Source organism: Ralstonia sp. 22086 (assembly GCF_052045975.1).
Taxonomy (GTDB): Bacteria; Pseudomonadota; Gammaproteobacteria; order Burkholderiales; family Burkholderiaceae; genus Ralstonia; species Ralstonia wenshanensis.
Genome location: NZ_JBQEPZ010000001.1, coordinates 253236 through 272641, shown reverse-complemented (window position 1 = coordinate 272641; position 19406 = coordinate 253236). Strand labels below are relative to the sequence as shown.

Below are 19406 nucleotides of genomic sequence, written 5' to 3'. Positions count from 1 at the left end.
CCTGTCACTCCATGCCCGTCATCCTGCAAAGCCCGTCGCCGCTGTCCTCTGGCGACATTGAATCCGTCCGCAGCCTGTTCGGCAGCGCCACCTACGAGCTGCGCGCCCCCAACGTTGCCGCTATCGAGTGGGTGCACGAACTACCCAGCGAATTGCGCGTCCAGCTTGATGCCATCTGTGCCAACTTGAAGATGGACTACGCGTGGATTCCGGACGAATGGACGTTCGGCGATTTTCGCGTGCTGGCGATGGACATGGATTCCACGCTCATCACGATTGAGTGCATCGACGAGATTGCGGATTTCTGCGGGCTCAAGCCGCAAGTGGCCGCCATTACCGAAGCGTCGATGCGGGGCGAGATCAAGGATTTCAACGAGAGCCTGACGCGCCGCGTCGAACTGCTCAAGGGCCTGGATGCGAGCGTGCTGGAGCGCGTCTATGCCGAGCGCCTGCAGCTCTCCCTGGGCGCAGAAAAGATGCTCAAGGCCGTGCAGGCACTGGGCATCCGCACGCTGCTGGTATCAGGCGGCTTCGAGTTCTTTACCTCGCGCCTGCAAGAGCGTCTGGGCCTTGACCGCACGCGCGCCAACACCCTGGAGATCGTCGACGGTAAGCTCACCGGACGGGTGCTCGGCGAGATCGTCAATGCGGATGTGAAGGCGCAGACGCTCAAGGCGTTTTGCGAGGATCTGGGCGTATCGCCACACAACGCCATCGCCATGGGCGACGGCTCGAACGATCTCAAGATGATGGGGGTGGCCGGTTTGTCGGTCGCGTTCCGCGCCAAGCCCATCGTGCAGGCGCAGGCCGACGTGGCGTTCAATGTTGTCGGCCTGGATGGGCTGTTGAATCTGTTCCCGCAGCAGTAAGCCACGATGGCGACTCGCCAACCCGCCCGCAGAAAACTCGCACCGGTGGTGCGAGAAACGGTAGATGCGCGGGATTACGCAGCCCTGCTCACCGAGGTCAGGGCGCGCATTCACGCTGCGCAATACGCGGCCTTACGGGCGGTCAACAAAGAGCTGGTGGGCCTGTATTGGGACATCGGACAACTGATCGTGGCGCGGCAGCAAACCGAAGGGTGGGGTAAAGCCGTCGTACAGCAACTCGCCGCAGACCTGCAGGCGAGCTTTCCAGGCACGGGCGGTTTTTCAGCATCCAACCTGTGGCGGATGAAGGGTTTCTTCGAAACCTACCGCGGCGCGACAAAACTCGCACCTCTGGTGCGAGAAATCGGTTGGAGCCATAACCTGCTTATCCTTGAGCGCTGCAAAGACGCTCAAGAGCGCGAGTTTTACCTGCGCATGACGCGCAAATTCGGTTGGTCAAAGAACGTTCTCGCCCATCAGATCGATAACCAGAGCTACGAAAAATCACTGCTGGGCCAGACCAATTTCGACAAGGCGCTGACGCCAACCTTGCGCGCGCAAGCCAAGCTGGCGGTAAAAGACGAATACGCCTTTGATTTTCTCGAGCTCGGAGACCAGCATAGCGAACGGGAGCTGGAGCGCGCACTGATCACCCGCATCGAAGATTTCCTGCGCGCAATGGGCGGCATGTTCGCATTCCTGGGTAGCCAGTACCGGCTTGAAGTGGATGGCGACGAGTATTTCATCGATCTGCTGCTGTTCCACCGCCGCTTGCGCTCGCTGGTCGCCATCGAACTGAAAATCGGTAAATTCGAACCTGAGTTTGTCGGCAAGATGCAGTTCTACCTCGCAGCCCTCGACGAGCAGGTTCGCCAGGACGACGAGAACCCGTCCATCGGCATCATCCTGTGCAAGGAAAAGAAGCGCACCATCGTCGAATACGCTCTGCGCGATGCAAGAAAACCGATTGGCGTCGCGACTTACGCCATCACCAAGAGCCTGCCGAAGGAGTTGCAGGACCAGTTGCCTTCGCCTGAAATCATTGCGCGCCTGCTTGAAACACTGTAGCCGCGGCCATTAAAAACGGGGCGACGCGATCGACTCGCACGCCCCGCCATCGCCGCCCGCCAAAGCTTGAAAGGTCAAGCCCGCAGGTGCGTCTCCATCGCCTGCTTCAAATCCGCAATCAAATCACGCGGGTCTTCCAGACCGATATACAACCGCACGAAACCGCCCGCGTTCTCCCAATCGGCCGGCGGCCAGGCAGTCGCCGTACGCATCGACGGAATGTTGTATGGCAGCGCCAGGCTATGCGCCCCGCCCCACGAAAAGCCGATCGCAAAGTAGCGCAGGCCTTCGATAAAGGCATCGATCTGCGCCTGCGAATAGCGTTCGTGCAACACGATCGAGAACAACCCGCTTGCGCCGGTAAAGTCGCGCTTCCAGTTTTCATGGCCCGGACAATCGGGCAGCGCCGGGTGCAGCACGCGCACGACTTCGGGTCGGTCTGCCAACCATTCGGCCACTTCGCGGGCGTGCGCGTCGTGCGCAGCCAGACGCGTCGGCAGGCTCGGCAGGCCGCGCAGCACAAAGTAGCAGTCGTCCGCGGACACACCCCAGCCCATGCGCATGCGCGTGGCAAGCAGCTTGTGATGCAACGCTTCATCGTTGGTGATAGCCGCGCCCATCAGCACATCGCTGCCACCCGATTGGTACTTGGTCAGCGCCTGTACGGAGATGTCGATGCCGTGCTCGAACGGCTGGTAATACACGCCGCCGCTCCAGGTATTGTCGATGGCGGTGATGGCGCCGGCCTTGCGCGCCACCCCGGCGATGGCTGTGCAGTCGGGCACTTCCATCGTCACCGAACCGGGCGCTTCGAGCCACACGAGCTTCGTGTTGTGGCGCATCAGGTCGGCAATGCCGGCGCCGATCATCGGGTCGTAGTAACGCACGGTAATGCCGAACTGGCGCGCCATCCACTCGCCGTGGTCACGGTTCGGGCCGTAGGCGTTGTCCGGAATCAGCACGTCGTCGCCGGATTTGATCAGCGAGAAATACACCAGCGAAATCGCCGCCAGTCCCGAGGGCAGCAGCAGCGCGTGCGAACCGCCCTCGATTTGTGCCAGCGCTTGGCACAGCGTGTCGGAGGTCGGCGTGGCATGCAGGCCGTAGCGCCAGTGCACCACGCTGCCGCTACCGAAGGCGCGCATGTCGGCGAGGTTCTTGAACACCACCGTGGACGCACGATGCGTGGCATGCGAGAACGCCGTGAAGCCCGGCGGAATCCGCAGTTCCGGATGCACAGCCTGGGTCGCGGGAAACATGGGCGGGAGCTTGGTGTCGTCGTTCACGAGGTTTCCTGTTTGATGGCGTATGAGCGATTGCCGGCCATTTACCAGTGCGCGCTTGATCGCGTTGGATTGCTGGACGGTGGCGCAATCTGACCCGGCGCAGCGGGCACCAGCGGCGTCATTGGCGTTGCGGGCACTGCGGCATTGCTGTTGGCTGCGGCATCGTATGGCGGAATCACCACCACCGCGACGGGCCGCAGCACAAACGGCAGCGTATGGCCGTCGTGGCCGACGTCCGTCCACGTGCCGCGCACGACGCCGTGACCGTCGATGGCGCCTTCCCAAGTGCCGGTGACGTGCGTACCGTCATCGGACTCCTCCATGAGGAAGCCGCCGTTTTCGTATTCGCCGGTCACCAAGCGCACGCCTGCCGCGTTGCCAGCGACGTATTCGCCGTGAACGCTATCGATTTCACCGGTCTTGCGGCCAAGACGCATGCGGATCGGCATGTCGCCGATCGCACCGGTATAGACGGGATATTTCGCGTAGTCGGGTTGCGGTTGCAGCACAGGCGGCGGCGCAGTCTGTGCAGAGAACCCGTTGTCGCCCTTCCTGGCCTGAGCGCGGCGCTTGTCGCCATCGGCAATGGCGCGGTTCAGGCCGAGGTCACCCGGCTGCACGTTGGCGCTGCCGGTCGACACGTCGTAGCCGTTGTTGGCGGCCCGCGTCTGGGCAGACGCTGGCGCCACGCCTACGGCCAGCATCAGCGCGAGCAGCGCGCCGACGGGCCGAATCAGGCGTTCAATCGAGAAAATGCGTTCAGATGCGTTCGAACACCGCCGCAATGCCTTGTCCTCCACCAATACACATGGTCACCAGCGCGTAGCGACCGCCGATACGTTGCAGCTCGTGCAACGCCTTGACCGTGATGAGCGCACCCGTTGCGCCGATCGGGTGGCCAAGCGAAATGCCCGAGCCGTTCGGATTGACCTTGGCTGGGTCCAGACCGAGTTCCTTCGTCACCGCGCAGGCCTGGGCGGCGAACGCCTCGTTGGCTTCGATTACATCGAGATCCTTGACCGACAGGCCAGCGCGCTCCAGCGCCTTGCGCGTGGCCGGCACCGGGCCGATGCCCATGATCTTCGGATCCACGCCAGCGTGGCCGTATGACACCAGGCGTGCCAGCGGCTTCAGGCCGCGCTTCTCGGCCACCGAACGCTCCATCAGCACCAGTGCCGCGCCCGCATCGTTCAGGCCCGAGGCATTGCCAGCCGTGACCGTGCCGTTCTCTTTCGCGAAGACCGGCTTGAGCTTGGTCATGTCGTCGATGGTCGCGTCGTGGCGGACGTGCTCATCGGTATCGAACTGGATATCGCCCTTGCGTGACTTGATCGTCACAGGAACGATCTGATCCTTGAAGTACCCGGCCTGGATGGCACGCGATGCGCGCTGGTGGGATTCGAGCGCGGTCTGGTCCTGCTGCTCGCGGCTGATGCCGAATTCGCGGGCGACGTTTTCTGCCGTCACACCCATATGGATCGTGTGGAACGGGTCGTGCAGCGCGCCCAGCATCATGTCGACCATCTTGGCATCGCCCATGCGCGAACCCCAGCGGGCCGCGGGCGCAAGGTACGGCGCACGGCTCATGCTTTCGGCGCCGCCAGCGATTGCGACATCGGCATCGCCGAGCAGGATGGTCTGCGCCGCGCTCACCACAGCCTGCAGGCCCGAGCCGCACAGACGGTTGACGTTGAATGCGGGCGTTTCGGCCGACACACCACCGTTCACAGCGGCCACGCGCGAGAGATACATGTCGCGCGGCTCGGTGTTGATCACGTGGCCAAACACCACGTGACCGACTTCTTCGCCCTTCACGCCAGCGCGGGCCAGTGCCTCTCGCACGACGAGTGCACCCAGCTCGCACGGCGCCACATCCTTCAGGCTGCCGCCAAAGGTCCCGATTGCGGTACGAACGCCGCTGACCACCACCACTTCACGTGCCATTGCTGTCTCCTGTGCCATCGAAATTGGATGGCGGCCAGTATAAACGCACGACCGTTCGCAAAATTTAGGTACGACTACCTAAGGGGATCAGACCTCGCCCCAGAGGTCGTGGCCATCGGCGCCGGTAATTTTGACCGACACGAAATCGCCCGCCTTGTAGCGCTTGTACGGCTTCGACGGCGGCGCGATATAGACGAGGCCGTCAATCTCCGGCGCATCCGCCGACGAACGGCCGATGCCACCGTCCTGATTCACCTCATCCACCAGCACGCGCAGCGACTTGCCCACCTTGCGCTGCAGGCGGCGGGCGGACACGCGCTCGGCGACTTCCATGAAGCGCGCGCGGCGCTCCTCGCGCACCTCGTCGGGCAATGCGCCCGGCAGGTCGTTGGCGGTGGCACCCTCGACCGGCGAATAGGCGAAGCAGCCCACGCGGTCCAGCTCGGCTTCGGCGATGAAGTCGAGCAGCGTCTGGAACTCTTCTTCCGTTTCACCGGGGAAGCCGGCGATGAATGTGCTGCGGATGGTCAGCTCCGGGCACACCTCGCGCCAGGCGCGGATGCGGTCTAGCGTCTTCTCGGCGTTGGCGGGGCGCTTCATGCGCTTGAGCACGTCGGGGTGAGCGTGCTGCAGGGGCACGTCCAGATACGGAAGGACCTTGCCTTCGGCCATCAGCGGCATCACCTCATCCACGCTCGGGTATGGATAGACGTAGTGCAGGCGCACCCAGGCACCGTACTGCGACGCCAGCTCGCCCAGCGCGCCGACCAGCTCGGTCATGCGCGTTTTAAGCGGGCGGCCGTTCCAGAAGCCCATGCGGAATTTGACGTCGACGCCATAAGCGCTGGTGTCCTGCGAAATGACGAGCAGCTCCTTGACGCCGGCCTTCAGCAGGTTTTCCGCCTCCAGCATCACTTCGGCCACCGGGCGCGAGACGAGATCACCGCGCATCGACGGGATGATGCAGAAGCTGCAACGGTGGTTGCAGCCCTCGGAAATCTTCAGATACGCGTAGTGCTTGGGCGTGAGCTTGATGCCCTGCGGCGGCACCAGATCGATGAACGGGTCGTGCGGCTTGGGCAGGTGCGTGTGCACCGCTTCCATCACCTCGCCCAGCGCGTGAGGGCCCGTCACAGCCAGCACCTTCGGGTGCACGCTGGTGATGATGTCCTGGCCCGCGGCGTCCTTCTTGGCGCCCAGGCAGCCGGTGACGATCACCTTGCCGTTCTCGGCCAGCGCCTCGCCAATCGCATCCAGGCTCTCCTGCACAGCCTCGTCGATGAAGCCGCAGGTGTTGACAACCACCAGGTCCGCCCCGCCGTACGTGCCGGAGATCTCATACCCCTCCGCGCGCAGTTGGGTGATGATCTGCTCGGAATCGACCAAGGCCTTGGGACAACCGAGACTGACGAACCCCACCTTGGGGCTCTGGGTACTGACGTCGGACATGGGAACAACCTGATGTGGGAGAGGATTTGCGCTGCGCACGTGGGGTGTGCCGCGCGGTTGCGTATTTTAACCGTTCGCCGCGTTTGGGCGACCAAGCCGAAGCTGCATCTGTTCAATCACGCGCTCGATTTCCAGCGCGTCCTGCAGCCTGCGAATGGCATCGTGCAACTCCGCAGCCTGGGGCCACGTCCGCTTCAGATAGCTCAGCCACAGTTTGACGCGGCCATGCTCATGCTTGGCCGAGATGCGCGCATGCAGCTTCTTCAGATAATCGGCGAGATAGCCCAGCACAACCGGCCATTCCGCCGCGGACGGCGCCTCGTTCATCTGCCCGCGAATGCGCTGGGCCAGGAACGGATCAGACACGGCGCCACGCCCAATCATCACGTCACTACAGCCACTGACGGCCCGGCAGCGCTCCCAATCGGCCACGGTCCAGACTTCGCCGTTGGCGGTGACGGGGATGCTCACGGCATCGGCGATGCGCGCGATCCAGTCCCAGTGAGCGGGCGGACGGTAGCCGTGGTCACGCGTGCGGGCATGCACGACGAGCGATTCGGCACCGCCTTCCGCCAGCGCCGTTGCACAGTCAATCGCGCGGGACGTATCGGAAACGCCGAGCCGCATCTTGGCCGTCACCGAAATATTGGCCGGCACCGCGGCCCGCACGGCGTGGACGATGTCGTACAGCACTTCCGGCGTAGCGAGCAGCATGGCGCCGCCGCCGTGCCGGTTCACGACCTTGGCCGGGCAGCCGAAGTTGAGGTCGATGCCATGCGGCGTGAGGGTTGCCGCGTACGCTGCATTGCGGGCCAGCCATTCCGGATCGCTGCCGAGGAGCTGGATGGTCATCGGCGTACCGCTAGCCGTATAGCCGCCGTTGCGGATCTCGGGCGTCTCACGTTCGTATGTGCGCGCTGGCAGCAGCGAGCCCGTCACCCGGACGAACTCCGAAACGCATCCGTCGTAGCCACCGGCCCGGGTCAGCACGTCTCGCATGACGTAATCCGCGACCCCCTCCATTGGGGCAAGCAAAAGACGGCTCATGCGAAAAGGGAGGACGGCCGGCGCATGGGCCGGAAGCGAACATCAAACATGGGAGACGGGAGCGGGAAACGTGATCGTCGGTGAGGCGTCCACCTCACCTGAAAGACCGGCATTTTACCTTGCCGTCCTCTACGGCGTTCGCCTAACAAAAAAGGCGAACCGCCCTGCGATTCGCCTTGTTTTGCCAGCCCGCCGAACTTACTTCTTCTCGGGCGGCTGATTGAACGGGAAGGTCCCGAACATGTTCTTGGCTTGACTCTGCATTTGTTCCTGCATCTGCACGAACAGGTTTTTGCTCTGTTCGATGTAGTTGCTCATCATCCCTTGCATCATCGGCCCCTGCATGTTCATGAACTGCGACCACATGTCAGGGTTGAAGGAGTTGCCGCTGTACAGATCCTTTGAGTTTTCAGCCAGCTTGCTCTGGATGTCGACAAACGCCTGGATGTTCTTTTCCAGGTACGTGCCCATCATGCCCTGCATGGCGTTGCCATAGAAACGGATGATCTGAGCGAGCATCGCGCCGGAGAACATCGGCACGCCGCCGGTTTCCTCTTCGAGGATGATCTGCAGCAGGATGCTGCGGGTCAGGTCTTCACCGGATTTCGCATCGACGACGCGAAACTCTTCGGTTTCCATCACGAGTTGCTTGACGTCTGCGAGCGTGATGTATGTGCTGGTTTGGGTATCGTACAGCCGGCGGTTGGGATATTTCTTGATCAGCCGTTCGGTGCCCTTCTTGCTGGTGGCCATCGTGCCTTTCCGTGTTGGCGATGCTGCTGCGGTGCAGCCGATGCAGTGCGAAATGACTGCACCGAGCGATGCAGCAAATTACGCGGTTGCCCGGCTATTCCGATCTGCGCGCGAATGCTGCATTCAATAGCAGCGCAGATGCATCCGGTTATGATCGGACGCCCCGTGTCTCCCTGCGGAGCGCCTCCGTGATTGGATTCTATGCGGATCGCCCTGCAAAGAAAAGGCGACCTCCCCCGGTAAAAACCCGCAGCATTTTGATGCGGCTCATGCACACGGGCAGTTGTCTGGAAAGGCGGCAACAGGCCTGCTGCAATGCAATCGAGCATCGCAGCATGCAGGGCAAAGCAAGGGGGGAAAATTGCTGCACCCATGCTGCAGCATCGCCGCAGCATGGGCGTGGGAGCGTCAGCCCATGTGCAGGCCGCCGTTGAGGGAGAAGTCCGCGCCGGTGGAGAAGCCAGACTCTTCAGACGCCAACCATGCGCAGATCGACGCAATCTCGGTCGGCTCGCCCAGGCGCTTGACCGGGATCGTGCCGACGATCTTGTCGAGCACATCCTGACGAATCGCTTTCACCATGTCGGTGGCGATATAGCCCGGCGACACCGTGTTGACCGTGACGCCCTTGGTAGCGACTTCCTGCGCCAGCGCCATCGTGAAGCCATGCAAGCCAGCCTTGGCCGTCGAGTAGTTGGTCTGGCCAAACTGACCTTTCTGGCCATTCACCGACGAGATGTTGATGATGCGGCCCCAGCCGCGATCCGCCATGCCGTCGATGACCTGCTTGGTCACGTTGAACAACGACGTCAGGTTGGTATCGATCACCGCATCCCAGTCGGCGCGGGTCATCTTGCGAAACACCACGTCGCGCGTGATACCGGCGTTGTTGATCAGGACATCCACCTCGCCCACTTCGGCCTTCACCTTGTCAAACGCGGCCTTGGTCGACTCCCAATCACCGACGTTGCCCTCGGACGGCACGAAATCGAACCCCAGCGCCTTTTGTTGTTCGAGCCATTTCGCCTTGCGCGGCGAGTTCGGGCCGCAGCCCGCGACAACGGTGAAACCGTCGCGCGCCAAGCGCTGGCAAATCGCCGTTCCGATACCGCCCATGCCACCGGTGACGTATGCAATGCGTTTGGTCATGTCCACTCCTAGTCCTTGTTGTTAGAACTGCCTGGCCTCTTGCCCGGCAGCGGATGCTCAGGTGTCTCGGATTGGCGTGTGCGGTATTCGTTCCACCCCACGCCAATCCCACTGCAAAAAACTTACGGACGCTCAACCGCCAGCGCCACGCCCATGCCGCCGCCGATACACAGCGAGGCCAGGCCCTTCTTCGCATCGCGCTTCTGCATTTCGTGCAGCAGCGTGACCAGGATGCGGCAGCCCGACGCGCCGATCGGGTGACCGATCGCAATCGCACCACCATTGACGTTGACCTTGGACGTATCCCAGCCCATCTGCTGATGCACGGCCAGCGCCTGAGCGGCAAACGCCTCGTTGATCTCCATCAGGTCCAGATCGCCCACAGACCAGCCGGCACGCGACAGGCAACGTTTCGATGCCGGTACCGGCCCCATGCCCATGACCTTCGGGTCCAGGCCGGCGCTCGCGTATGCACGGATAGTAGCCAGCGGCGTCAGACCCAGTTCCTTGGCCTTGGCAGCCGACATCACCACGACAGCGGCGGCACCATCGTTCAAGCCCGAGGCGTTGGCCGCCGTCACCGTGCCGGCCTTGTCGAAAGCAGGCTTCAGCCCGGCCATCGATTCGAGCGTGGCGCCATGGCGAACGAACTCATCCTGTGCGAAGGCAATCGGATCGCCCTTGCGCTGCGGGATCAGGATCGGAACGATTTCATCATTGAAGCGGCCCGACTTTTGCGCGGCTTCCGCCTTGTTCTGCGAAGCCACGGCAAACTCGTCCTGCGCTTCACGCGTGATGCCGTATTCCTTGGCGACGTTCTCGGCCGTGATGCCCATGTGGTACTGGTTGTAGACGTCCCACAGCCCATCCACAATCATCGAATCGATCAGCTTGGCATCGCCCATGCGAAAACCATCGCGCGAGCCCGGCAGCACGTGCGGCGCGGCGGACATGTTTTCCTGGCCGCCGGCCACGACGATCTCGGCATCGCCCGCCATGATGGCGTTGGCGGCCAGCATCACGGCTTTCAGGCCCGAGCCGCACACCTTGTTGATGGTCAGGCCGGGCACCATGTTCGGCAGCCCCGCCTTGATGACAGCCTGGCGCGCCGGGTTCTGGCCCGAGCCGGCAGTCAGCACCTGGCCCATGATGACTTCGCTCACTTGGTCCGGCGCCACCTTGGCGCGCGCCAGAGCTTCGCGGATCACGGTTGCGCCAAGCTCAGGCGCAGCGATCTTCGCCAGCGAGCCACCAAACTTGCCCACGGCGGTGCGTACCGCCGATACGATCACAACATCGGTCATTTGCTTACCTTCCACTGTCGAAAGAGAGGGTCGTTGGACACCGTCAGCGGCCGAAGCCGCGACGGCAACGGGGATTCATGCGCGCGATCTTACGCTTTCTGTTTGACGTAGCGGCCAGGCGCCGGCTCGATGGCCGGGTAGTCCGCATTGCCGTAGCTCTTGGGTGCGGCCTTCTGCGCGCCTGCGTGCGATGCCAGCCAGGTAGACCAATCCGGCCACCAGCTGCCCGGATGCTCCTTGGCACCCTCCAGCCACGCGTCGGCGGACTCGGGCAGCTTGGCATTGATCCAGTGCGAACGCTTATTGGCCGCGGGCGGGTTGATCACGCCTGCGATATGTCCCGAGGCACCGAGCACGAAACGCCGCTTGCCCTTGAGCAGCGGCACCGAGCCATAAGCGGACTTCCACGGGACGATGTGGTCTTCACGCGAGCCGTAGATGTAGACCGGCACGTCGATCTTGCCCAGATCCACCGGCGTCCCGTTCACCTTCAGCTTGCCCGGCGTTTTGAGGTCGTTCTGCAGATACGTATGGCGCAGGTACCAGCAGTACCACGGGCCTGGAAGATTGGTCGAGTCGCCATTCCAATACAGCAGGTCGAACGGGGCGGGCGTCTTGCCCTTCAAATAATTCTCGACAACGTAGTTCCAGACCAGGTCGTTCGGTCGAAGAAACGAGAACGTGTTTGCCAGCTCCACGCCACGCAGCAGTCCCGGGCCGGTCGGCGCATTGCTGCCGATGGTCTTCTCCCGCATTTCCACCTGAGCCTGGTCGACGAACACGTCGAGAATGCCGGTGTCCGTAAAGTCGAGCAGCGTGGTCAGCAGCGTCAGGCTTGCGGCCGGATGCTCGCCGCGCTCCGCCAGTACCGCCAAGGCAGTGGAAAGGATCGTCCCGCCCACGCAGAAGCCCAGCACGTTGATCTGGTCCTGCGCAGAAATCTCGCGTGCGACACGAATGGCCTCGATCGCGCCGCCTTCGATGTAGTCGTCCCACGTGCGGGAAGCCATGCTCGCGTCCGGATTGCGCCAGGACACCAGAAACACGGTATTGCCCTGCTCCACCGCATAGCGCACGAGCGAATTGGCCGGCTGCAGATCCAGGATGTAGAACTTGTTGATGCACGGCGGCACCAGCAGCAGCGGGCGCGCATGCACCTTGGCCGTCAGCGGCTTGTACTGGATGAGCTGGAAATAGTCGTTCTCGAAGACGACGGCGCCTTCGCTGTTGGCGACATTGCGGCCGATCTCGAATGCCGTTTCGTCCGTCTGCGAGATCTTGCCGCGCTCCATGTCCTGCAGCATGTTCAGGATGCCGGTGCGCAGGGATTCGCCACGCGATTCAATCAGATGCTTCTGTGCCTCTGGGTTGGTCGCAAGGAAGTTGGACGGCGACATGGCGGCCGTCCATTGCGATACGGCAAAACGCACGCGCTCGCGGGTCTTGGCGTCCGCTTGCACGGCGTCCGCCATTTCCATCAGCGTGCGGGCGTTGAGCACGTAGAACGCAGCGGCGTAGCCGTAGAGCGGGCTCTTGCGCCAGGCGTCGTTCGAGAAACGGCGATCAGACGGCGCCACGGCCTCGGCGCTTTCGCCGGTGCTCATGTGGCGCCAGATCTGGAGCCACTCGTCGAGATATTTCTGTTGGATTTCGGCCAGGCGCTCGTGCGGGATCAGCGCGAAAGGAGCCGCGCCTTCGCCCATCGCTGCGCCGTTGAACTGGCCAAGACCAGGCGCCGCCGCACCGGGTTGTGCAAAGGTGCCCGCAAAGGCTTGCCATTGCTTGAACTGCTCTGCCCACTGCGTAGGGTCCGACAAGCCCTGCCAGGGAGCTTGAGTGTGGGCGCTAGATGCTTTGGATGATGTCGATTGACGCGATGCCATAGTGCCCTCGATCCGACGATATGCGCCGCTCCGGTTGGAACGGCGGCGCAACTCGTAGTATTGCGGGGCATTGTTGCCTTGCCGTTTCAAGGCTGTCAATCGGAGTTAGTTAATGATCGGCCGGAAACGTAGAGCCAGCGCGGGTTTTGCCACATTCACCGAAAACGGCTCCGACCAAATGGTTAAGCGCAGAACCGGGGCTATGGTCCAATTTGCGCAATTTCGTGCGAGACTGCCGCATTGCGCCAATGCCGGGCACCGCTTTTTCCCATGTATATCGTCGCCATCGCCTGGCTCTACGTCGTGCTGATGATGTCCTTGACTGAGCAATCTTGGATTGCCGGCATCGGCACATTTGTCTTCTACGGCGTGGCACCGCTATCGCTCTTCCTCTGGATTGTCGGCACGCCGGCACGCAGGCGCCGCCGCAAGGCTCAGGAAGCCGCGCAGGACCAGGCGGACACCGCCCCCACACTGAGCAGCGATGCAGGCGATGGCGCCGTCTGAACGCTCACTCTGCGCGCCAGATCAGCGTGGCCATGCGGCCCGTGGTGCGCTCCCGGCGGTACGAATAGAACCGTTTGGCGTCTGTCATCGTGCACAGGCCGCCGCCGTACACGTCAGTACAGCCGACGCGGGCCAGCCGCAGCCGGGCCAGCGCATACAGGTCAGCGAAGAACTTGTCGGCGGATGCGCCTTCCACGAAGGCCGCCTGGGTGGCCGGTAATTCGCCGGGCTGGGCCGCCTCGATGAAGGCCTGGCGCACCTCGGCACCCACTTCAAAGCATGTCGGCCCGATGGCCGGCCCCAGCCATGCCAACCACGTTGGATCGGCTTCCTGGCCGCTGGCGCGCAATCGTTGCGTCATCGCATCCAGCGTGCGCTCGATCACGCCGCCGCATAGTCCACGCCAGCCCGCATGCGCAGCACCCACCGTGACGCCGCGAGCGTCACTCAGCAAGACAGGCAGGCAATCTGCCGTCATGACCACGCAGACCCGATCCCGCCAGGATGCCACCGCAGCATCGGCCACTACAGGCGCCGACGTACCGACAAGTTGATCAAGATCAGCGACACCGGTGCCATGCACCTGTTCCATCCACGTCGGCTCAGCCGGCAGCGCTGCACGCAGGATGCGGCGGTTCTGTTCAACGGCTTCCGGCGCATCACCGACGTGCTGACCAAGGTTCAGCCCACCGGGCAAACCACCGGCCAATCCGTAAGGCCCCGTGCTGACACCACCCAGGCGAGTCGTGGCAAGCGCTTTGACACGCGGATGCGCGGGCCAGTCGGGAACGATCCAGTCAGTTGATGTCGGCATCGGGATCCAGGTCGAGGGCTTCCAGCAGAGCGGCGAAATCGTCGGGTACACCTGCCTCCCAATGCACCGACTTGCCCGAGGCGGGATGCACGAGCCCCAGGCGCACCGCGTGCAGCGCCTGCCGCGTAAAGGGCACCGGCAGCGGCGCCTTGATCGTCTGTGGCTGGCCACGACGGAAATTGCGCGTGTACACCGGATCACCAAGCAGCGGATGCCCCTCCGATTCAAAATGCACACGGATCTGGTGTGTACGGCCAGTCTCGAGCTGACAGCGCACCAGCGATACCTGCGCTCGGCCGAGGTCTACAACGTCCAGCGTCTTGAAATGCGTGCGCGCCGGCTTGCCGCTGGCCGTCTCGATGATGGCCATGCGCGTGCGGTCACGCGGGTCACGGCCGATCGGGGCGTCAATGGTGGCCTCTTCCGGCGTTTCGCCCCACACGAGCGCGAGATAAGTACGCTTGACGGTACGTGCCTGCAGTTGGCGCACGAGATCGGTTTGCGCTGGCAGCGTACGGGCGACCACCATCAGGCCGGACGTGTCCTTGTCGAGGCGGTGGACGATGCCGGCACGTGGCAACTCCGCGGCGTCGGGATAGCGGTGCAACAGGCCGTTGAGCACCGTGCCGCTCCAGTTGCCAGCAGCGGGATGCACCACCAGCCCGGCCGGCTTGTTGATGACGAGCAGCGTGTCGTCTTCGTACACCACATCCAGATCGATAGGCTCGGCAACGAAGGCGTTTTCGTCGGCCGCGCGTTGCGGGACGACTTCGATGCGGTCACCGCCGGAGATGGCCGCACGCGGGCGCACCACCTCACCATGCAGGCGCACCGCCCCGGCATCAATCCATTGCTGGAGACGGCTGCGCGAATAGTCGGGCAGCAGCTTGGCAAGCGCCTTGTCCAGGCGCTCGCCGTGCATGGCTTCAGGGATCTCCACGATGATCGGCTCGGCGGCCTGGGCCGCACCGGCCGTAGGCAAATCGAGCGCCTCATCATCGAGGGCGTCTTCCGTCTCCTGCACAGTGAGGGAAACGTCAGCTGCTGCGTCGTCTGACACAGGGCTTGGGCTATAATGCTTGATGCGATTTTTCATTCAGAAAAGGTGCCCATGTCGGTCACGAGCGTAAAGCAGGCGCGTATTGGTAATCGAATCGGCAGCCGAATCGGCAGTCGGATCCGCGCACAAATCGGAGCAGTGTTGGTGGCAGGCGTTGCATGCTTGGCTATCTCGGCCTGCGGCATCCTGCCGGAACAGCAAGACGAAACTGCCGGCTGGTCAGCCAACAAATTATATTCGGAAGCGAAGGACTCGCTCGACGGCGGCGACTACGCCAAGGCGGTCAAGTACTACGAAAAGCTCGAAAGCCGCTATCCATTCGGCCCGTACGCCCAACAAGCCCAGATCGAAACCGCCTACGCCAACTACAAGGATGGCGAGACGGCTGCCGCGCTGGCCGCGGTGGATCGCTTCATCCAGTTGCACCCAAATCATCCCAGCGTCGATTACGCCTATTACCTCAAGGGCCTGATCAACTTCAACGACAACCTGGGCTGGCTCGGCCGCTTCTCGAACCAGGACTTGAGCGAGCGCGACCCGAAGGCCGCGCGCGCTGCCTATGACGCGTTCAAGACGCTGATCACGCGTTTCCCGAACAGCAAGTACACGCCGGACGCCACGCAACGCATGCAGTACATCGTGAACGCGATGGCCGAGCATGAAGTGGGCGCCGCGCGCTACTACTATCGCCGTGGGGCGTACCTCGCGGCCGTGAACCGCGCGCAAGACGCCATCAAGGATTACGACCGCGCCCCCGCTGTGGAAGAAGCGCTGTACATCATGATGAAGTCGTACGAGGCGCTGGGCATGAAAGACATGCGCGACGACACCGAGCGCATCATCAAGCAGAACTACCCGAAGAGCGACTTCCTCGCCCACGGCCAGCGCAAGAAAGACAAGCCCTGGTACCAGTGGTGGTAAACAAGGCTTGAATAGCACAGCAAAAAGCCCGGTCGATTGGCCGGGCTTTTTGTTTGTGCTCGCGAATCAGTCTTCAGTGTTACCGGCAGGCAGATCCTCCGAACTCTCCGGCCGCAGCGAACGCAGGAATTCGGCAGCCGTCTCCGCCTCGCGCGTACGCTTGAACGGCGGCAGGCTCTGCCAGATCTGGCGGCCGTAGTTCTTCTCAACAAGCCGCGGGTCGCAGATCATCAGCACGCCGCGATCGGTCTCGGAGCGAATCAACCGCCCTGCGCCCTGCTTGAGCGTGATCACCGCGTGCGGCAATTGGTGGACGGCAAACGGGCTCAGCCCCTTTTTCTCCAGCGCTTCCATGCGGGCGCTCAGCACCGGATCGTCGGGCGGGGCAAACGGCAATTTGTCGATGACGACCAGCGATAGGGCCTCCCCGCGTACGTCCACGCCCTCCCAGAAGCTTTGGCTGCCGATCAGCACGGCGTTGCCGAGCGCGCGGAAACGGTCCAGCAATTCCGTACGGCTGGCCTGGCCCTGCACGAGCAGCGGGAAATCCCAGCCGCGTTGAGCGAACTCATCTGACAACCGCTCGGCGGCGCGATTCACTGCGCGCAGCGTTGTGCATAGCAGGAACGTCTTGCCGCCCGCCGCCTCGATGAGGGGCAAGGTGGCGTCGAGCACCGCATCGGTAAAGCGCGGATCGCTCGGCTGCGGCAGATCGCGCGGCACATACAGCAAACCTTGTGCTGCGTAATCGAACGGGCTGTCGAGCGTCATTGAGCGATCACGATCCAGGCCCAATTGCGCAGCGTAATGCGTGAAGTTGCCGCGCACCGAAAGCGTGGCCGAGGTGAAGACCCACGCGCGCGGCTGACCGGCACGCTGGCGCGAAAAGATTGGCGCGATCGACAACGGTGTCAGGTGCAATTGCACGGAATTGGCAAACACCTCGACCCAGCGCACACGCTCGTCAACGGGGGCCGCACTCTCACTGTCCGCGCCCGCAGCATCCCCTTCTTTCTTGGGCGCCTTGGGCGGTTTGGGATCGGCCCACGCTTCAAGCTTTTCACACAGCGCAACTGCACGGCGATGGCATTGCTCAATGGTCTCGGCGCGTTCGGCCTGGGCTTCCAGCGCGCCGGTAAAGTCGGAAAGCGCCTGCTCCAGCTTGGGCAGCACCTCGTAGAAGGGCTTGGCGAGCGCTGCATCATTGTCAATCTGCTTGATCGACAGGCGTGAGCCGTCCTGACGGAAAACCAAGCGCAGATCACGCGCGGCACGCTCAAGCGGTGCCGCAATCGCGACCCAATCCACCGCATCGCGAGCGTGCGAAAGACCTTCGGCCACGCTGTCGCGCGCAAGCTCGAGAATCTGGTTCGTAGAGATCGTCTCGCCAAAGAACAACGTGGCGGTTTCGGGCAGCTGATGGGCTTCGTCGAAGATGATCGTGTTGGCGGCGGGCAGCAGTTCAGCCATGCCGGTGTCCTTCAACATCACATCTGCGAAGAACAGGTGATGGTTGACCACCACCACGTCAGCCTGCTGCGCCTCCTTGCGGGCGCGCATGACGAAGCAGTCTTTGTAGTACGCGCAGTCCGACCCCAGGCAGTTGTCGCGCGTGGACGTCACCAGATTCCACACCGGTGCGTTCTCGGGCACGCTCGCAAGCTCGGCTTTGTCGCCCGTTTTCGTGGTCTTCAGGAACAGATTGATCTGGCGCAGCCACGCGGCGTCCTGGCGCGAAGAAAGGCGCCCGTTCTGCGACGTGCGCTCTACGTGGTAATGGCAAACGTAGTTGGCGCGCCCTTTGAGCAGCGCCACCGACACCGGCGCATTCAGCGCCTTGCGCACGGTCGGGATGTCGCGCAGGAAAAGCTGGTCCTGCAGGTTTTTCGTCCCGGTCGACAGGATCACCTTGCCGCCCCAGAGCATCGCCGGGACCAGATAAGCGTAGGTTTTACCGGTGCCCGTGCCAGCCTCGACGATGATCGAATCGGCGGCCTCGATGGCGTTGGCCACGGCCTGCGCCATCGTTAGTTGGGCACTGCGGGGCCGATAGCCATCGATACCCTTGGCCAGCGTGCCTTCGTCGGCGAACAGCGTCGCCAGCTCGGCATGATGGGCATCGGCAGGGACAGAGGCAGCGGGAGCCGAAGCGTCGCTGGTATCGGCGTCGGAATCAGCCGACGGCTCGGCCAGCGGGGAAAGCGAAGTCAACGCGGAATCCGTGGGGTCAAATGACGGAGGCCGCACGTGATTGCGGCCTCTCGGGATGAGAGTCGAACCCGCTTTGGGCAGGCGTTAAGCCGGCACGTCCGGCTCAACCTGCAACTGTAGCAGGGTGATGGTGTCCTTGAGTTTCAGACGGCGCTTCTTGAGGCGGCGCAACTGCAATTCGTCGTGACCGACGGTCGCTGCCAGCCGGTCGATCAGGAAATCGAGATCGCGGTGCTCGATCTGCAATTCAATGATGCGACGCGAGATCGTATTCAGATCGCTGTCCATCGCTCTCCTCCGGAAACCCGGCCTTGGCTGAAGTTTAGAACCCCAGCGGACTGGTGTTGTTCTGGTTTTGCTCTTTGCGGTGCTTGCTTTGTTCGCGGCGCTCTTCCAGTTCCTTCTGGCGCTTGGCCGCGTCTTGCTGCTTTTCCTGGAATTGCTTGACGTTTTCCGCACGCTTGGCGGCATTGGCGGCGCCCTGCTCCTGCGCCGCCTTCAGCCTGGCGTCGTAATCGGCTTGCTTCTTGGCCGCAGCCTGCGCATTGGCGGCGCGCTGCGGCGCTTCGGCCTGGCGCTGCGCTTCATTCAGACGCTGCTGCTCCTGCTTGTTCGCGAAATCGGTGCGATTCTTCTGCTCGGCGGCTTCGCGCTGGGGGCGCTCGGCGTTGTACTGAGCCTCGCGGATGGCACGCTCCTGGTCGCGGCGGGCAGCGCGGTCGGCACGTTCGGCTTCGTCCAGTGCAAGCTCGCGTTCGCGGATGGTGTGGAGCTCCGTGCGACGCACATCCTTGGCCTTGTCGATGCAGCGCGTGACGAGGAATTTGTCGTAGCAAGCGCGCTCGGCCTGGGCGTAGCGGTATTCCGCCCAGGCTTTGGCGCTGGTAATGCGATCGTGCTCGGCGCCGAAATCGGGCTGCGTGGCGGGCACCGCCGCGGCTGGCGCGGAGGCCGGCGAAGACTGGCTCCATGCGGGCGCGGCAAGCAGCGCAACACTGAGCATGGACGCCGGCAGAACCAGACGGGAGGCGCGGCGCGCAGCTGCGCGGCGACGGGCAGAAAACAGGAGCGTAGGCATAACGCGCATTTTATCACCGCGCCTGTGCGGCAAACGCCGCGCGGCCACGGATTTCAGCTCAGG

Annotated in this window: 18 protein-coding genes; 4 read left to right on the top strand and 14 right to left on the bottom strand. The window is 63.0% G+C overall.

Features of this window, described 5'->3' with window-relative positions:
• Positions 1 to 11: 11 nt before the first annotated feature.
• Together serB and ACTJK6_RS01295 are read left to right on the top strand one after the other, a co-directional pair.
• Positions 12 to 869, top strand: coding sequence for a phosphoserine phosphatase SerB (gene serB / locus ACTJK6_RS01300; protein WP_260802398.1), 858 nt, complete (start codon positions 12 to 14; stop codon positions 867 to 869).
• A 6-nt stretch (positions 870 to 875) separates the two neighbouring features.
• Positions 876 to 1937, top strand: a complete 1062-nt coding sequence (locus ACTJK6_RS01295) for a PDDEXK nuclease domain-containing protein (RefSeq protein ID WP_440838174.1) — start codon at positions 876 to 878, stop codon at positions 1935 to 1937.
• A gap of 74 nt (positions 1938 to 2011) precedes the next feature.
• Here the strand turns inward: ACTJK6_RS01295 and ACTJK6_RS01290 are convergent, their stop codons facing one another.
• The 9 genes from ACTJK6_RS01290 to phaC form a co-directional block, all read right to left on the bottom strand.
• Positions 2012 to 3223 (bottom strand): cystathionine beta-lyase, encoded by a 1212-nt coding sequence (locus ACTJK6_RS01290; RefSeq protein WP_433867527.1) that lies wholly within the window; start codon positions 3221 to 3223, stop codon positions 2012 to 2014.
• A gap of 41 nt (positions 3224 to 3264) precedes the next feature.
• On the bottom strand, positions 3265 to 4008 hold the full coding sequence (locus tag ACTJK6_RS01285) for a hypothetical protein (RefSeq protein WP_440838173.1): 744 nt from the start codon (positions 4006 to 4008) through the stop codon (positions 3265 to 3267).
• Positions 3983 to 5167, bottom strand: coding sequence for a beta-ketothiolase BktB (gene bktB / locus ACTJK6_RS01280; protein WP_316871206.1), 1185 nt, complete (start codon positions 5165 to 5167; stop codon positions 3983 to 3985). Before bktB ends, ACTJK6_RS01285 begins: the two co-directional genes overlap by 26 nt.
• Positions 5168 to 5254: 87 nt before the next feature.
• On the bottom strand, positions 5255 to 6616 hold the full coding sequence (rimO, locus tag ACTJK6_RS01275) for a 30S ribosomal protein S12 methylthiotransferase RimO (RefSeq protein WP_009240757.1): 1362 nt from the start codon (positions 6614 to 6616) through the stop codon (positions 5255 to 5257).
• 66 nt (positions 6617 to 6682) lie between these two features.
• A complete protein-coding gene (locus tag ACTJK6_RS01270) occupies positions 6683 to 7663 on the bottom strand; it encodes a tRNA dihydrouridine synthase (RefSeq protein WP_322016773.1) in 981 nt (326 codons plus the stop codon).
• 198 nt (positions 7664 to 7861) lie between these two features.
• Positions 7862 to 8416, bottom strand: a complete 555-nt coding sequence (gene phaR, locus ACTJK6_RS01265; protein WP_024975563.1) for a polyhydroxyalkanoate synthesis repressor PhaR — start codon at positions 8414 to 8416, stop codon at positions 7862 to 7864.
• Positions 8417 to 8824: 408 nt separating this feature from the next.
• On the bottom strand, positions 8825 to 9565 hold the full coding sequence (locus ACTJK6_RS01260; protein WP_124382283.1) for a 3-ketoacyl-ACP reductase: 741 nt from the start codon (positions 9563 to 9565) through the stop codon (positions 8825 to 8827).
• A 122-nt stretch (positions 9566 to 9687) separates the two neighbouring features.
• Complete coding sequence (locus ACTJK6_RS01255) at positions 9688 to 10869, bottom strand: acetyl-CoA C-acetyltransferase (RefSeq protein WP_232042917.1); 1182 nt, start codon at positions 10867 to 10869, stop codon at positions 9688 to 9690.
• An 89-nt stretch (positions 10870 to 10958) separates the two neighbouring features.
• The gene (gene phaC, locus ACTJK6_RS01250) at positions 10959 to 12752 is read right to left on the bottom strand and encodes a class I poly(R)-hydroxyalkanoic acid synthase (protein ID WP_440838172.1); all 1794 of its coding nucleotides are present in this window, start codon (positions 12750 to 12752) and stop codon (positions 10959 to 10961) included.
• A gap of 270 nt (positions 12753 to 13022) precedes the next feature.
• On the opposite strand from phaC, the gene ACTJK6_RS01245 reads away from it, so the two are divergent.
• Positions 13023 to 13259 carry a hypothetical protein gene (locus ACTJK6_RS01245; protein WP_440838171.1) on the top strand — a complete coding sequence of 79 codons (237 nt, stop codon included), beginning with the start codon at positions 13023 to 13025 and terminating at the stop codon, positions 13257 to 13259.
• Positions 13260 to 13263: 4 nt separating this feature from the next.
• On the opposite strand, the gene pgeF is transcribed toward ACTJK6_RS01245, so the two are convergent.
• Positions 13264 to 14073, bottom strand: a complete 810-nt coding sequence (gene pgeF, locus ACTJK6_RS01240; RefSeq protein WP_440838170.1) for a peptidoglycan editing factor PgeF — start codon at positions 14071 to 14073, stop codon at positions 13264 to 13266.
• Positions 14057 to 15169, bottom strand: a complete 1113-nt coding sequence (locus ACTJK6_RS01235) for an RluA family pseudouridine synthase (RefSeq protein WP_343618219.1) — start codon at positions 15167 to 15169, stop codon at positions 14057 to 14059. The genes pgeF and ACTJK6_RS01235 overlap by 17 nt, the downstream gene beginning before the upstream one ends.
• Before the next feature lie 15 nt (positions 15170 to 15184).
• Between ACTJK6_RS01235 and ACTJK6_RS01230 the strand changes: the two genes are divergently transcribed.
• Positions 15185 to 16054: an outer membrane protein assembly factor BamD gene (locus ACTJK6_RS01230; protein ID WP_440838169.1), complete on the top strand. Its 870-nt coding sequence runs from the start codon at positions 15185 to 15187 to the stop codon at positions 16052 to 16054.
• Between the two features lie 66 nt (positions 16055 to 16120).
• On the opposite strand, the gene ACTJK6_RS01225 is transcribed toward ACTJK6_RS01230, so the two are convergent.
• The 3 genes from ACTJK6_RS01225 to ACTJK6_RS01215 form a co-directional block, all read right to left on the bottom strand.
• Positions 16121 to 18265, bottom strand: coding sequence for an ATP-dependent DNA helicase (locus tag ACTJK6_RS01225; RefSeq protein ID WP_440838168.1), 2145 nt, complete (start codon positions 18263 to 18265; stop codon positions 16121 to 16123).
• An 84-nt stretch (positions 18266 to 18349) separates the two neighbouring features.
• Positions 18350 to 18553 (bottom strand): DUF465 domain-containing protein, encoded by a 204-nt coding sequence (locus ACTJK6_RS01220; protein WP_232042923.1) that lies wholly within the window; start codon positions 18551 to 18553, stop codon positions 18350 to 18352.
• Between the two features lie 34 nt (positions 18554 to 18587).
• The gene (locus tag ACTJK6_RS01215) at positions 18588 to 19352 is read right to left on the bottom strand and encodes a hypothetical protein (RefSeq protein ID WP_232042924.1); all 765 of its coding nucleotides are present in this window, start codon (positions 19350 to 19352) and stop codon (positions 18588 to 18590) included.
• Positions 19353 to 19406: the final 54 nt, after the last annotated feature.